The organism is Desulfonatronum thiodismutans (assembly GCF_000717475.1).
In the GTDB taxonomy this organism is placed as follows: Bacteria; Desulfobacterota; Desulfovibrionia; order Desulfovibrionales; family Desulfonatronaceae; genus Desulfonatronum; species Desulfonatronum thiodismutans.
The window spans coordinates 55,781-68,863 of the sequence record NZ_JPIK01000021.1 but is presented as its reverse complement, the minus strand read 5'-3'; the positions used below and the strand labels follow the sequence as shown (position 1 = coordinate 68,863).

Genomic DNA, 13,083 nt, shown 5'->3' with positions numbered 1-13,083 from the left:
CTTGGGCTGTCACCTTGCCCGGCAAAAACCTTATCGCTTATGCGTCAAGAGAGGAACCACATGGAACTGAACATTCTCTGTCCTGAAAAAGAACCGGCGGTCCCCCGGGCCCACGTAATGACCATGGCCATTAAAAGCTTCAAGGGGCGGCGCAACGTCGAAGTGCATCTGTATCGGGCCGGCTGGAAGCCTGAGGAGTTGGACGCCTACGACTGGGATAGCCTCTTAGGCGATCCGATGCAGGCGGACACCCCGATTCCCCACGAGAACAGCAAAAAAGTGCTCCTGGAGGCCTTCACTACCGAGGAGCGGGACCAGGTGGTCGCCTATCTGCAACACCGCTACGGGGAAAAGCTGGCCTCCATCTCGGCCTGCGCCTTGGACTTCCCCATCCCCAAGGGCTTGGCCGCCCTGTCCGACGTACCCGAAGGCAAAAGCGTGGGCCGGATTCGCCTGGAAACCGTCCCTCAATTCACCCTGCCCTTCCCGGTGCATGGCCTGTACGACCTCAGTCAGCATGAACCGCTGATGGAGGCCAACGGACGGGAAGCTGCCTGAAGGCAAACCGCCCGCTTCGCTCAGGACACGGAGAACGCCAAGAAGAAAGAACTTCGTCTCCTGCTGGAAAAATGCAGGAGACTAAAGGCTTCGCGCCAGTCGGCAATCTCAATCCATCCGGGAGGCAAAACCTTTTTGAAAGCAGCTCTTTCCCTGCTTTCAAAAGATGTCTTCCTTTGCGATCCTCGCGTCTTGAGCGACCAACGGGAGCGGGCGGTTCCCTTTCTCTCTGACATCAAGCCTCCGTCCATCGACCGAAAATGGTCGGTTGGACCGTGGCCTCTTCCAGGATGGCCATGAACTGCCCACGGCGGATCTCCCGGGCCCCGAAGCGTTGCATGTGCGCCGTGGTCTGCTGACAGTCCAGAAGCCGGAAATCCCAGCGTCGCAATCGCTGAACGAGGTTGACCAGGGCGACCTTGGACGCGTTGGGGCGCAGGTGAAACATGGATTCGCCGAAAAAAACGCGGCCCAGGGCCACGCCGTACAACCCTCCCACCAACTCCCCGCTCTCCCAGACTTCCACGGAGTGCGCCAACCCGACCTCGTGCAACAAGGCGTAGGCCCGTTGCATTTCCGGCACCAGCCACGTTCCCGGGCCGTCCGGCCTGGAAGCGACGGCGCAGTGGCCGATCACCTTGAAAAATGCCCGGTCAAAGGAAACCTGAAATGGTTCCCGGCGTAAAACCCTGCGCAGGCTGCGGGGAATGTGCAGTTCCTCCGGAAACAACACCAAACGGGGATCCGGCGACCACCAGAGAATCGGCGAGTTGGGCCCGTACCAGGGAAAGATTCCCTTGCTGTAGGCGTGCAGCAAGCGTTCCGGGGACAAATCTCCGCCCACGGCCAGCAATCCGTCCGGCTCGGCCTGTTCCACCGGAGGGAAGATGATCTGAGGATGCAGTGCATGGACGGGCATGATCGAAAAGGGAAGCGCCTCTGCGCGATTATCCGCGGGAAAGGTCGCGCCGCAACGCGAAAGGGCCGAGCCACAAGCATGGCTCGGCCCTCGTACCGGAATCGAATGCGCGGTGGTCAGGCAAATTCAAACACCAAGGCTTGGTCTTCGCCCTGCTCTCGAGCTTGATCCGAGGCGGGAACGTTCACCCGCACCGTACCGCCCTTGACCAATCGACCGAACAGTATCTCGTCGGTCAAGGGATCCTTGATGGAGGTCTGGATCAGGCGGCCCAAGGGTCTGGCCCCGAAGGACGGGTCAAAGCCGCGTTCCGCGAGCCAAGTCAGAGCATCCTTGGTCAAGGAGACGACCACCTTCTTGTCCTTGAGCTGGACATTTAATTCATCCACGAATTTGGTCACTATCTTTTCCATGACTTCGGTGGTCAAGGAGTGAAAGCAGATGGTGGCGTCCAGCCGGTTGCGGAACTCCGGGGTAAACAGCTTCTCCACGGCCTTCTTGCTCAGGTGGCCGCGGTCGTCGTCCTTGCCCGGCTCGCCGAAGCCGATGCTCGTGGCGCACATGTCCTGGGCCCCGGCGTTGGAAGTCATCAGCAGGATGGTATTCCGGAAGTCGGCCTTGCGTCCGGCGTTGTCGGTCAAGGTGGCATAGTCCATGACCTGCAGCAGGATGTTGAACAGGTCCGGATGGGCCTTCTCGATCTCGTCCAGCAGAAGCACGGTGTGCGGGTGCTTGCGGATGGCGTCCGTAAGCAGGCCGCCCTGCTCGAAGCCGATGTATCCGGGCGGAGCGCCGATCAGCCGGGCAACGGCGTGCTTCTCCATGTATTCGCTCATGTCGAAACGCAGGAAATTGACGTTCAGGGTCTGGGCCATCTGCCGGGCCAACTCGGTCTTGCCCACTCCCGTGGGCCCGGTGAGCAGGAAGCAGCCCGTGGGCTTGTTTTCCGCGCCCAGCCCGGCCCGGGAGCGTTTGATGGCCCGGGCCAGACTCTCCACGGCCTCATCCTGTCCGAAAATGACATCCTTCAACCGCCCTTCCAGTTCCTGGAGTTGGCTCTTATCCGAGGCCGAGACTCGGGTTTCCGGAATACGAGCCATCCGGGCCACGACCTGTTCCATTTCCAAAGGCCGAATCAGATTCTTCTTCCGATTTTTGGGACTGAGCTTGAACACCGCACCGGCCTCGTCAATGACGTCGATGGCCTTGTCCGGCAGAAAACGGTCGTTGATGTGGCGCATGGAGAGATCCACCGCGGCTTCCAGGGATTTGGGAGCATAGCGCACCCCGTGGTGTTCCTCGTAGTACGGCCGCAGCCCTTGGAGAATTTGCACGGTCTCATCCCGGCTGGGCTCGGGGATTTCCACTTTCTGGAACCTTCGGGACAAAGCTCGGTCCTTTTCAAAATGGTTCTTGAACTCCTCGTAGGTTGTGGAACCGATGCAGCGCAGCTTGCCCGAGGCAAGGGCAGGCTTAAGCAGGTTCGAGGCGTCCATGCTTCCGCTGCTGGTGGCCCCGGCGCCGACGATGGTGTGGATTTCGTCGATGAACAGGATCGCATCCGGAACGGACTCCAACTCCTTGAGCACGCCCTTGATCCGGGCCTCGAAATCACCACGGTACTTGGTCCCCGCCAACACCGCGCCCATGTCCAAGGCGTAAACCTTGGCCTTGCCCAGATACTCCGGCACGTTCCCTTCGGCGATACGCAACGCCAATCCTTCGGCCAGGGCGGTCTTGCCCACGCCGGGATCGCCTACGTAGATGGGATTGTTCTTGCGCCTCCTGGCCAGGATCTGCATGGTCCGGTGCAGCTCCAGATTGCGGCCCACCAGGGGATCGATCTCGCCGTTCTTGGCCTTGGCCACCAAGTCCACGGTGAACTGCTCCAAAAACGATTCTTTCTTCTGTTTCTGGCTCTGGGTCCGGCACTGCGTACAGGACTCGTCCTCGGGCCGACCCTGAGGATCGTGGGTGGGAACGCCGTGGGAGATGTATTCCAGAATATCCAGTCGATCCACGCCATAGGATTGCAGAAAGTAATTGGCGTAGGACTCCTGTTCCTGACAAATGGAAGCCAGGACGTCGCCCACGCTGACCTCAACCTTGCCCGAGGACTGGACATGCAGGATAGCCCGCTGAATGACCCGTTGCAGGCTGGGAGTCTGAACAACCTCGGTCATTCCGCCCGCCGACATGACCTGCATGTGATCCAGAAAAAACCGCTCCAACTGCCCTTTCAGCTTGACCAACTCCACGCCGCAATGCTCCAGGATGTCCTTGGCCGTAGAGTTCCGGATCATTGCGTACAGCAGATGCTCCAGGGTCAGAAACTCATGGTTGCGAACCCTGGCTTCACGCACGGCGACCAAAAACGAGCGTTGCAATTCCTTGCTCACCATATATCTATTCCTCTTCCATGGTACATTTCAGCGGAAAACCGTTCTTTCTGGCCATGTGCCGAACCAAGGCCACCTTGGCCTCGGCGATCTCCGCGGTGTAAACTCCGCAAATCCCCATGCCCTCCTGGTGCACTTTGAGCATGATCGCGGCGGCCTCGTTCTCGATCTTTCCAAAGACCACCTTCAGGACATGCACGACAAACTCCATGGTCGTGTAGTCGTCATTGTGCAGCAAGACCTTGTACCGCTTCGGCAGGTCCAGAAGGTCGTCAACCTCGATGTCTCCCTCGATCCGGGGATCGGATATTTCCACGCTCAACGGTTCATCCTTATCTTCAGCTATCTATTCGTCAAAAAGAGAACCCAATTTCCTGCCGCTTCGCTTCGACTTTGACGGACTTCCCTGGATTCCAATGGACTAACTAACATCCGCGATACGCTTGTCAATTCCCGGAAAGTCCGGGTTCAACTCCTTGACCCGGAGGTACAATTCCAGGGCCTCTTGCTTTTTCCGAACCTGCTGCATGGCCACCCCGATGTTGAACGCGGTGACGTCGTTGGAGAGCATGTTGATCTTGTTGATCTTCATGGCCTTTTCGAACGCGTCGTGAGCGTCCCAGAACCGGCCGCCTTCCATGAAGGCCATGCCGATATTGTAATGGACGATCTCCGCATCGGAGGCCACGTTGAGCACCTTCTTGAATTCCTTCACGGCCTGCTCCCACTTGCCCTGCTTGCGCAACGCGATGCCCAGCCTGTTGAAAACATGAACATCCGACTGGGTCAAGGTGGATTTCCCGTCCAGAATCTCGCGAAAATACTTTTCAGCCAGGGATGCGTCCTTGTTCAGACAGGCTTCGGCCACGGTCAGCTTGACGTGATCGAGCATGTCTCTGGCCTGTTTGGTGGAAATCTTCACCGCCTCCTTGAAATAGGTATCGGCTGCCTCCGAATTCCCCTGTTCCAGGTGCAACTCACCGATCTCAATCTTGCGGTCCATGTTCATCGGGCTGAGACGTTCCAGTTTCTCCAGATATTCCAACTGGGCCTGAAAATCGTTCTTTTCCCGAAAGTATTCAACAATCTTTTTCAACGGTTCCAGGTACATCTTGGCTTGTTGGGCCGCGTGGAGATAGGATTGCAGAGCCTCGTCGTCGCGCCCCAGCCGGAGAAAGGCGTCTCCCTGAATCATCAGGGCCGCTGAGCTGTTGGGCTTGATTTCTAAAATTTTCTCAACCACTTCCAGGGCTTTTTTATACTCTCCCTTTTGAATCATATCCTTGCCGTGCCCCACCAGCTTGGGTAATTGCCCCTGAGGACGGATGGTCAAGGCGATCTTCTCAATGAGCGTATTCACGGAAACCGGTTTGACGATAAAATTGTCGGCTCCTATTTCATGCAGATAAACCAGGAGATTTCGATCCGCCTCCGTGGTCATTAAAATGATATAGGATTCCGGGTACGTGCTCTTCAAAAATTTAATCAACTGGTTATTGCTGCGGTTGTTGACCACGCGCTCGATGAAAAACAGCGGCTTCCCCTTGATGTCGACAATCCGGCGGGTATCCTTGAGCAGTTCCTCCTCGCGCAGCACGAACCGCATGCAGTCCTTCAGCTGGAGATGGCTGGCAAAGGTGTTGCGCAAAATCTTTACCGCGATGGTATCATCGGTAAAGACAAGACAATACCCGCGCTGATCCAACACGAAATCCTTGATCACCACTTCGTACTTCTTAAGTTGCTGGATCGCGGCCAGCTGATTTTCATACATCGACAACCTCCTTGGGAGCCAAACACTCAACCAGCGCCAACCGGCGCGGTCGCTGAACAAGGATCAACGCATGTCCCTTGAAGTTGAAAAAAAATACTTAAATCCGAACCTGCACGCCGTTTGCGAACGACTTTTGGAAACGGGAGCAACGTTTTGTTCCCTCCATCTTGAAAAAAACTGGCTGTTCGACACCCCGGAACGGCGGCTTCGAGCCGCGAAGATCCTGCTTCGCCTGCGCAGAGCCGACGGGGCCACGCTGACGGTGAAAAAAAAGCCGGATAGCGTCCTGCCGCTGGATCCGCGATTCAAAGTACTTGAGGAACTGGAGACGAACGTCACGGACCCGGCTTCGATGCGCGCAATTCTGGAGTTGTTGGGATACGTCATCGTGTTTCAATATGAAAAGATTCGGGCGACATGGCAATGGCAATCCTGCGCTATCTGCCTGGACACGCTGCCCTTCGCCCAGGTCGTGGAGCTTGAGGGAACGCCTGAGTCCATAGAGCGGACAGCTTGCCGGCTCGGCCTGGATAGGCTGGCGTCGTCCACCTGGAATTACATGCGGATGTACCAGGAACACTGCCGAACCCTGGGCCAACCGGAAAAGGATAGTTTTCTTTTTTCCAAGACGCAACGCAACACGGCCTTGACGGCGTTGCGGGAGGCCAAAGACGCCCTCAGCCCATGCGCAGTATTTCTCCGGCTAGATTTCCCAGAGGCATGACCTTGCGCACCCCACCCAGCTTGATGGCCTCGTTGGGCATGCCGAACACCACGCAGCTTTGCTCATCCTGGGCCACGGTATGGGCACCGGCGTCGAACATCTCGCGCATGCCCTTGGCCCCGTCGTCCCCCATTCCGGTCATGATCACGCCTACCGTGTTGGCCCCGGCATACCGGGCCGCGGAGCGGAAAAGGACGTCCACCGATGGCCTGTGCCGGGAAACCAGCGGCCCATCCTTGACTTCCACATAATACCTGGCCCCGCTGCGCTTGAGCAACATATGTCTGTTTCCAGGCGCGATCAGGGCCTGCCCGCGCAACATGGTATCGCCGTCCTGGGCTTCCCGGACCGTAATTCTGCATATCCCGTCCAGACGCTTGGAAAAGGCCGCGGTAAAATTCTCGGGCATGTGCTGGACCACGGCAATGGCCGGGCAATCCATGGGCAGAGCCTCGAGCAGGACGCGCAAAGCCTCGGTGCCTCCAGTGGACGCGCCCACCACCACGACCTTTTCCGTGGTCTTGACCATTGCCTTGGGCTGATGGCTCATGGGAATCACCGCGTCCGCGGTAAGCTTGGGCCTGACCGTAACCGGCGTGTACACTCGCAGCTTAGCGCTGGCCGCGGCCTTGACCGCGTCGCAAATTCTGATCCGGGACTCCTCGAAAAACTTCTTGGTCCCGACCTTGGGCTTCTGGATGATCTCCACCGCGCCATATTCCAGGGCCTTGAGGGTGGTTTCCGCCCCCTGTTCGGTCAGCGTGGAGCAGATGATCACCGGAATCGGATGCTGGGCCATGATCTTGCGCAAAAAGGTCAGCCCGTCCATCCGCGGCATTTCCACGTCCAGGGTGATCACGTCCGGAACAATCTCCTTCATCCGCTCCACCGCGGCATACGGATCACCAGCGGCCCCAATCACCTCGATGCCCGGGTCCGAGGAAAGCAGTTCAATCAGCGTTTGCCGGACCAGGGCGGAATCGTCTACAACCAGCACCTTGATTTTCTGTTTCATCGGCCTGACTCGTTTTCCTGGATTGTTGAACGGGAACAGGCGGTTCGATCATCCGGGAAAATTGAACGTTTGATCCGCTTAACCCAAACCTCGCCCGTGTGACTCAAAAAATACAGTTTTCGCCCTAACGGGCCGCCGACATCCGAGGCCATGACCCGCAGTCCGGCTCGTTCCAGCTCCATGATCGCCATCTGGACGTTCTTGCGTCCGACGCTGCCCGCGGAGGAACTTTTGCCGCCGGTGAACCCGAACAGTTCCGCGCCGCCGAAGACCTTGATCTGAATGTCCTTGCGTCGCCCGCCATGTCGCTCCACGGCTGAAAGGATGCTCTGGATGGAGTAATTCACGAACCGGCATGGCTGCTTGGCCGCATGCTCGCCGTTATGCTCCGAGAAATCCGGAAGCAGGGCGTGGAATATGCCCCCCAGCCGGACGGCCGGTTGGTAAAAGGAAACCGCGACGCAGGATCCCAGCACCGTGCAGACCAGCGTCGGGTCCTTGGACAGGAAACATTCCCCTATATGGAGATGAAAAACCGGATAGCTTGAAAAATCAGTCACTTACAACACCCTTCCCCCACTCCTTCATGCACGGTGATATTCGCGAAACTGGCTCCCTCAAGGAGGCTTCGGCGAAAAACATCACGGCGCTATCTCAAGGATACCCTACTTCCCCAAGGCTATCAATCTGTAAGCGAAAGTATCCCTTCCCATCGCCGGACCATGGATCAATTCGCGGTGTCCGGACGCTCTCGAAAAAACGGAGCGTGGTTGGAGGTGAACAAGGGCGGGTCGCGGCGCAAAATCTCGGCCATGGCCGGATGACGCCGGAATTCCCGATCCAGAAAACGCCGCACTAAGCGCCGATCCCAGCCTTTGGGGTGCCGAAAGCCGGCATACAGGGAAAGGTCGTCATTGTAGGGTAAAACGTCCAATCCGGCTCGCCCACGTCCGGCCAGCGGCAGATTGAACAGAGCCAGATTCAGAAAGCTGATCGCGCGGCTGTTCCGGACCGTGAATTCCAGCGTGGCCCGGGCCTCCTGTTCGGATTCCGATGGCGTGCCGAAAAGCAGGTAGACGTAGCTGGCGATCCCGGCACTACGCGCACTCTCCAGCACCCGTTCGGCCAAGGCCAGGTCCACGCCCTTTCTTTCCCGGTCCAGTACGGCCTGACTGCCGGACTCCAGGCCCAGCTTAAGCATAACGCACCCGGCCTGACGCAGGGCGCGACAGTACTCCGGATCGGCGAGACGAGGAGCGAACCGAACAAAGCCATACCAGGGCGCTCCGGGCGGGTTGAGAATCAGCTCGTCCAGCAGGGCAGGACTGAGAGCGTTGTCCACCAGATGGATCAGTGCGGGCCGATGCTTTTGGACCAGCAAACACAGTTCCCGACCCGCTCTGCTCCGTCCCACGGGAAGGTAGCGGTTGCCTTCCGCCGGTTCCGGACAAAAAGCGCATCGGTTCCAGTAGCATCCACGGGAAGCGGCATAGGGCAGAATCAGTCCCGGCGAGAAATAATCGTTCAGGGGAAAAAGACCATAGTTCGGGAGTTCGAGCGGAGCCTTTCCGGAGGCGGTCTTGTCGAACCATTGAAGCAGCGGGGCTTCCCCAGGCCCGGAAATCACCGCATCCACCAGTCCGGCGAAAAGACCATCCAGGGTTCCCAAGCTGCCCTTTAAGGTGTCCTCACTTACCAAGTCGCTCGACGGCTGCAACTCGGCGTGGCTCCCGTGTCGACCCGCTCCCGTTGCCAGCCTTCCAGCCCAGGAAGTGACCAGCCCGCCGCCCAAAAGAATCACCATGTCCGGCCAGCGACGGCGGATGAAGCCGATCAGGGCGAAGGCGCACAGGGCCTGGCTCAGGTAGTTCAGGGAAATTCCCACGGCCTCGGGCTGAAACGTCTCCACGGCCCGGATCAGCCGGGGCGCGAGAACCGGTATAAAGGGATTGGCTTCCGGCATTTCCGCGGCCCAGAGCAGATCCCGACTCCGGGTGGGGGCCAGACGGTCGTCTTGATAATTGGCCAGGGAAATCCGGATGCCCGCGTCTGGTCCGCCCGGACCAAATGGAACGGAGCGCTCCACAAGGCGATTCAGGTCCGCGACCACCCGCGAGTAGCGATCGGGCGAATCATAGGTCTGCCCGCGGCGGAGCGCGTCCAGGTTGTGGTCCCGATGACGCACGGCCCGCCGGGTCCAGGCGTCGTCCCCGGCCGCCTCGCCGTGCATCAGTCCGTCCAACCCCTCCAGATTCAGATCCAGAACCTCGCACTCCACCCCGGCCCGCTCCAGGGTTCCGATCAGCGCGGCAATGCCTCCCGGCGGTTCGCAGGCTTTGGCCACCGGAGGATGAATGAACAGAATGGAGGGCAATCAGACCACGCCAGCCGTCTCGAATGCGGCGTCCACCAAAGCCTGGGCCTCCTCGGCCAGTTGTTCCAGGTGGGCCTGATCGCGGAAGCTTTCGATGTAGATCTTGTAGATGTCCTCGGTTCCCGACGGCCGGGCCGCGAACCAGCCGTTGGCCGCGACCACCTTCAGCCCCCCGATGGAAGCGTCGTTGCCCGGGGCGGTGGTCAGCACGGCCGTGATCGACTCGCCAGCCAGCGTATCCGCCCGGACCATTTCCGGAGTCATGGATTTGAAGGCCTTTTTCCGGGCCAGATCCGCCGGGGCCGAACGCCGCTCATAGACCGGACGGCCCAGCTTGTCCGCCAGTTCGTCGTACAGTTCCTGGGGCGTTTTGCCGGTCACGGCCAGCATTTCCGCGGCCAGGAGATCCATGACCAGTCCGTCCTTGTCCGTGGTCCAGACCGTGCCGTCCTTGCGCAAAAACGACGCTCCGGCGCTTTCCTCGCAGCCCAGTCCCAGGCTGCCGTCCAGCAAGCCCGGCACGAACCACTTGAAGCCCACGGGCACTTCGTGCACCTCCCGGCCCAGAGAGGCGGCCACCCGGTCCAACATGGAGCTGGTGACCACGGTCTTGCCCACTCGCGTCATGGGGCTCCATTGCGGACGATGAGTGAAGAGATAGGCCGCGGCCGCGGCCAGGTAGTGGTTCGGATTCATCAACCCCGCCGGGGTGACGATGCCGTGGCGGTCGTAATCCGGGTCGTTGCCGAAGCAGAGATCGAAGCGGTCCTTTTGGTCCAGCAGCCTGGCCATGGCATAGGGAGAAGAGCAGTCCATGCGGATCACCCCGTCCTTGTCCAGGGGCATGAAAGCGAAGCGCGGGTCCAGGTCCGTGTTCACCACGGTCAGGTCCAGGCCATAGCGCTCGGCCAGGGGCGCCCAGAAGGCGATCCCCGAACCGCCCATGGGGTCCACGCCCAGCCGGGGCTTGGCCCAGGCAATGGCTTCCATGTCCACCACATTGGCCAGGTCCGCGATATACGGCGCGATATAATCATACTCCCGGACGGTCTTCGCGGCCAAAGCCCGGGCAAGGGACACGCGCTTCACGCCGCGCAGATTCTGCTCCAGGAGTTCGTTGGCCCGATTCTCCACGACCTTGGTCACTTCCGTGTCCGCAGGGCCGCCGTGGGGCGGATTGTATTTGAATCCGCCATGTTCCGGAGGATTGTGGCTGGGCGTGATCACCACTCCGTCGGCCCGGATTTCGGCATGGTCGCGGTTGAAGGTCAAAATCGCGTGGGAAATCACCGGGGTGGGGGTGTAGCCCAGCCCCTTCTGGATCATAACCTGGACGTCGTTGGCCGCGAACACCTCCAGGGCCGTGGCCAGAGCCGCCTCGGACAGGGCGTGGGTGTCCATGCCCAGAAACAGCGGCCCGGTTATTCCGGCCCCGGCCCGGTACTCACAGACCGCCTGCGTCACGGCCAGGATGTGCGCCTCGTTGAAGGAGCACGCCTCGGCCACGCCGCGATGACCCGACGTGCCGAAGGCCACCCGTTCCTCGGCCCGGCCCGGATCCGGTTCCAGGGTGTAGTACCGGGAAAGGGCGCGGGGAATATTGGGCAGCATGTCTTGGGGAGCGATTTTTCCGGCCAAAGGATGAACGGGCATGGGGCCTCCTGGAATTGTTGAGAGGAAATGGGACAACGCCGACAACGACTGGCCCGATTTTTGTAAAACTTCAGGGAACAATTCACAACCAAGGATGAGGAGATGATCGTCAACCAACCCTGGCCGCCTTTGCTCTTTCCCGGCCAACAGCACATCCCTTCTCCGCTCTCGGGGCAATCGCCGGGATCGGAGCAGCGTCAGAACGCCGACTTTTTGGCCGAGATGCTCAAGATGTCCTTGAACGCCTCGGCCATTCAATCCATAGGCGATCTTCCCCAGCAGCCGGGAGGATCATCCGCTGATCCCACAGCCCAATTGCTGTCGGGCACATCCCCCTTGACGCACATGAGCCGGAAAGCCGCCTCGACACATGCCGCCCCGGAAACACCTACGGGAATACTCCCGGAATCGATCTCCAAAACAGTCTCGGATCATATTCCGGAAACACTGCAAAAGACCGTGTTGGACTCTCTCGCCCCAATACTGAACGGAACCGGCGCTCCAGGTGCGAGCGGGCCTGATCCCCTCTCCCAACTAATCGGCCACGTCACCGGCTCCACGCAAAACCCCGCGGCAAGTTCCCTGATCGGCTCCCCGGCGGCCCTGGTCGCCCTGATCCAGTCCGCGGTGGAGCAACCGCCCTCTTCCCCCAAGCCGTCGCTCGCGAACCCGTCCACCCTGCGCCGGGCCATTTCCGCTTATACGCCCCAGTATTCAGCGGATGGCTTGCGCCAAAAAATTGACCATTCAACACGCAGGGATTTGGGCCCGGCCCACCCCGGCCACGCGACACCGACCGAGCGACTGCATGCCGGGCGTACAGGAGTGGTGGACTCCGTCCCAACAAAGGAAAGCATTTCACAGTCCCAGCCCGGGATTCTGGCGGCCCGGTTCGAGTCCGCCAATCGCCCGAACGCCATCGGCTATGATCGCCTGGGCGGCACCTGCTACGGGACATACCAGTTGTCCTCCAGGATGGGTGGGCTGGACGCCTTTCTCAAATTCCTGGACACCGAAGCCCCCCAATGGGCCAAGCGACTGCGCGAGGCAGGGCCGGCCAACACCAAAGGCCGCACCGGAGCCATGCCCGCGGAATGGAAACGCATCCACCGGGAAAACCCGGAACGGTTCGCCGGGTTGCAGCACGCCTTTACCCAGAAAACATACTATGATCCCGCGGCCGATCTGGTGAATCGCCGCACCGGCATCGATCCGAACCAGGCTTCCCCGGCCCTGCGCGAAGTGCTCTGGAGCACGGCGGTGCAGCACGGCGTAAACGGGGCAGCAAACATCTTCCAACGCGCCCTGGACAACGTCTCCGCCAACGGTCCTCCCCGAGAGAGCGACTTGATCCAGGCCATCTACAACGAGCGGAAAACCCGATTCACCGGCTCCACCCAGGCCGTGCGCTCCGCGGTCCAGAACCGCTTTGAGCAGGAAATGCAACTGGCCCTGGCTTTACTGCCCGAAGAGCGGGACGTTCTGGTCTGATACCATTTCCAATTCAAAGCTTCTCTTTCGGTATCGGTATCGGAGTCGATTTGAAGGTTAAAGGCGAACATACAGTATCAATATCGATACCGATCCCGATAGCGAAGCGCAGACGCCGACCCCGCTAACTGCATTTTCTCAAGCAAATAACGCATAACACTACAGCGAAAGTTTGG

The 13,083-nt window shown here is 59.7% G+C and carries 11 protein-coding genes; 3 read left to right on the top strand and 8 right to left on the bottom strand.

Annotated features, from left to right (window positions below):
• The first annotated feature begins 60 nt into the window (after positions 1–60).
• On the top strand, positions 61–558 hold the full coding sequence (locus GY33_RS0115770; protein WP_031388258.1) for a hypothetical protein: 498 nt from the start codon (positions 61–63) through the stop codon (positions 556–558).
• Positions 559–793: 235 nt separating this feature from the next.
• Here GY33_RS0115770 and aat read toward each other — a convergent pair whose 3' ends face one another.
• The 4 genes from aat to GY33_RS0115750 all read right to left on the bottom strand — a co-directional run bounded on the left by aat (position 794) and on the right by GY33_RS0115750 (position 5,650).
• Complete coding sequence (gene aat / locus GY33_RS0115765) at positions 794–1,477, bottom strand: leucyl/phenylalanyl-tRNA--protein transferase (RefSeq protein ID WP_031388257.1); 684 nt, start codon at positions 1,475–1,477, stop codon at positions 794–796.
• A 116-nt stretch (positions 1,478–1,593) separates the two neighbouring features.
• Positions 1,594–3,879, bottom strand: coding sequence for an ATP-dependent Clp protease ATP-binding subunit ClpA (gene clpA / locus GY33_RS0115760; RefSeq protein WP_031388256.1), 2,286 nt, complete (start codon positions 3,877–3,879; stop codon positions 1,594–1,596).
• Between the two features lie 4 nt (positions 3,880–3,883).
• Positions 3,884–4,186, bottom strand: a complete 303-nt coding sequence (clpS, locus tag GY33_RS0115755; protein ID WP_028571598.1) for an ATP-dependent Clp protease adapter ClpS — start codon at positions 4,184–4,186, stop codon at positions 3,884–3,886.
• Positions 4,187–4,297: 111 nt separating this feature from the next.
• Positions 4,298–5,650 (bottom strand): tetratricopeptide repeat protein, encoded by a 1,353-nt coding sequence (locus GY33_RS0115750; protein WP_051822719.1) that lies wholly within the window; start codon positions 5,648–5,650, stop codon positions 4,298–4,300.
• A gap of 70 nt (positions 5,651–5,720) precedes the next feature.
• Between GY33_RS0115750 and GY33_RS0115745 the strand changes: the two genes are divergently transcribed.
• Complete coding sequence (locus GY33_RS0115745; protein ID WP_051822718.1) at positions 5,721–6,374, top strand: class IV adenylate cyclase; 654 nt, start codon at positions 5,721–5,723, stop codon at positions 6,372–6,374.
• Here the strand turns inward: GY33_RS0115745 and GY33_RS0115740 are convergent.
• The 4 genes from GY33_RS0115740 to pgm all read right to left on the bottom strand — a co-directional run bounded on the left by GY33_RS0115740 (position 6,328) and on the right by pgm (position 11,416).
• Positions 6,328–7,389 (bottom strand): protein-glutamate methylesterase/protein-glutamine glutaminase, encoded by a 1,062-nt coding sequence (locus GY33_RS0115740; protein WP_031388252.1) that lies wholly within the window; start codon positions 7,387–7,389, stop codon positions 6,328–6,330. The genes GY33_RS0115745 and GY33_RS0115740 overlap by 47 nt on opposite strands.
• A complete protein-coding gene (locus GY33_RS0115735) occupies positions 7,386–7,949 on the bottom strand; it encodes a chemotaxis protein CheD (protein WP_051822717.1) in 564 nt (187 codons plus the stop codon). Before GY33_RS0115735 ends, GY33_RS0115740 begins: the two co-directional genes overlap by 4 nt.
• A gap of 167 nt (positions 7,950–8,116) precedes the next feature.
• Positions 8,117–9,763, bottom strand: coding sequence for a B12-binding domain-containing radical SAM protein (locus GY33_RS21375; RefSeq protein ID WP_200874883.1), 1,647 nt, complete (start codon positions 9,761–9,763; stop codon positions 8,117–8,119).
• Positions 9,764–11,416, bottom strand: coding sequence for a phosphoglucomutase (alpha-D-glucose-1,6-bisphosphate-dependent) (gene pgm, locus GY33_RS0115725; RefSeq protein WP_031388249.1), 1,653 nt, complete (start codon positions 11,414–11,416; stop codon positions 9,764–9,766).
• A gap of 102 nt (positions 11,417–11,518) precedes the next feature.
• Between pgm and GY33_RS20010 the strand changes: the two genes are divergently transcribed.
• Complete coding sequence (locus GY33_RS20010; RefSeq protein WP_051822716.1) at positions 11,519–12,907, top strand: VgrG-related protein; 1,389 nt, start codon at positions 11,519–11,521, stop codon at positions 12,905–12,907.
• The last annotated feature ends 176 nt before the right edge of the window (positions 12,908–13,083 follow it).

Coding starts and splice junctions, on each gene's coding strand:
- GY33_RS0115745 (WP_051822718.1), top strand. CDS start 5,721: ATGTCCCTTGAAGTTGAAAAAAAATACTTAAATCCGAACCTGCACGCC.
- aat (WP_031388257.1), bottom strand. CDS start 1,477: ATGCCCGTCCATGCACTGCATCCTCAGATCATCTTCCCTCCGGTGGAA.
- pgm (WP_031388249.1), bottom strand. CDS start 11,416: ATGCCCGTTCATCCTTTGGCCGGAAAAATCGCTCCCCAAGACATGCTG.
- GY33_RS20010 (WP_051822716.1), top strand. CDS start 11,519: ATGATCGTCAACCAACCCTGGCCGCCTTTGCTCTTTCCCGGCCAACAG.
- GY33_RS0115750 (WP_051822719.1), bottom strand. CDS start 5,650: ATGTATGAAAATCAGCTGGCCGCGATCCAGCAACTTAAGAAGTACGAA.
- GY33_RS0115770 (WP_031388258.1), top strand. CDS start 61: ATGGAACTGAACATTCTCTGTCCTGAAAAAGAACCGGCGGTCCCCCGG.
- GY33_RS0115740 (WP_031388252.1), bottom strand. CDS start 7,389: ATGAAACAGAAAATCAAGGTGCTGGTTGTAGACGATTCCGCCCTGGTC.
- clpA (WP_031388256.1), bottom strand. CDS start 3,879: ATGGTGAGCAAGGAATTGCAACGCTCGTTTTTGGTCGCCGTGCGTGAA.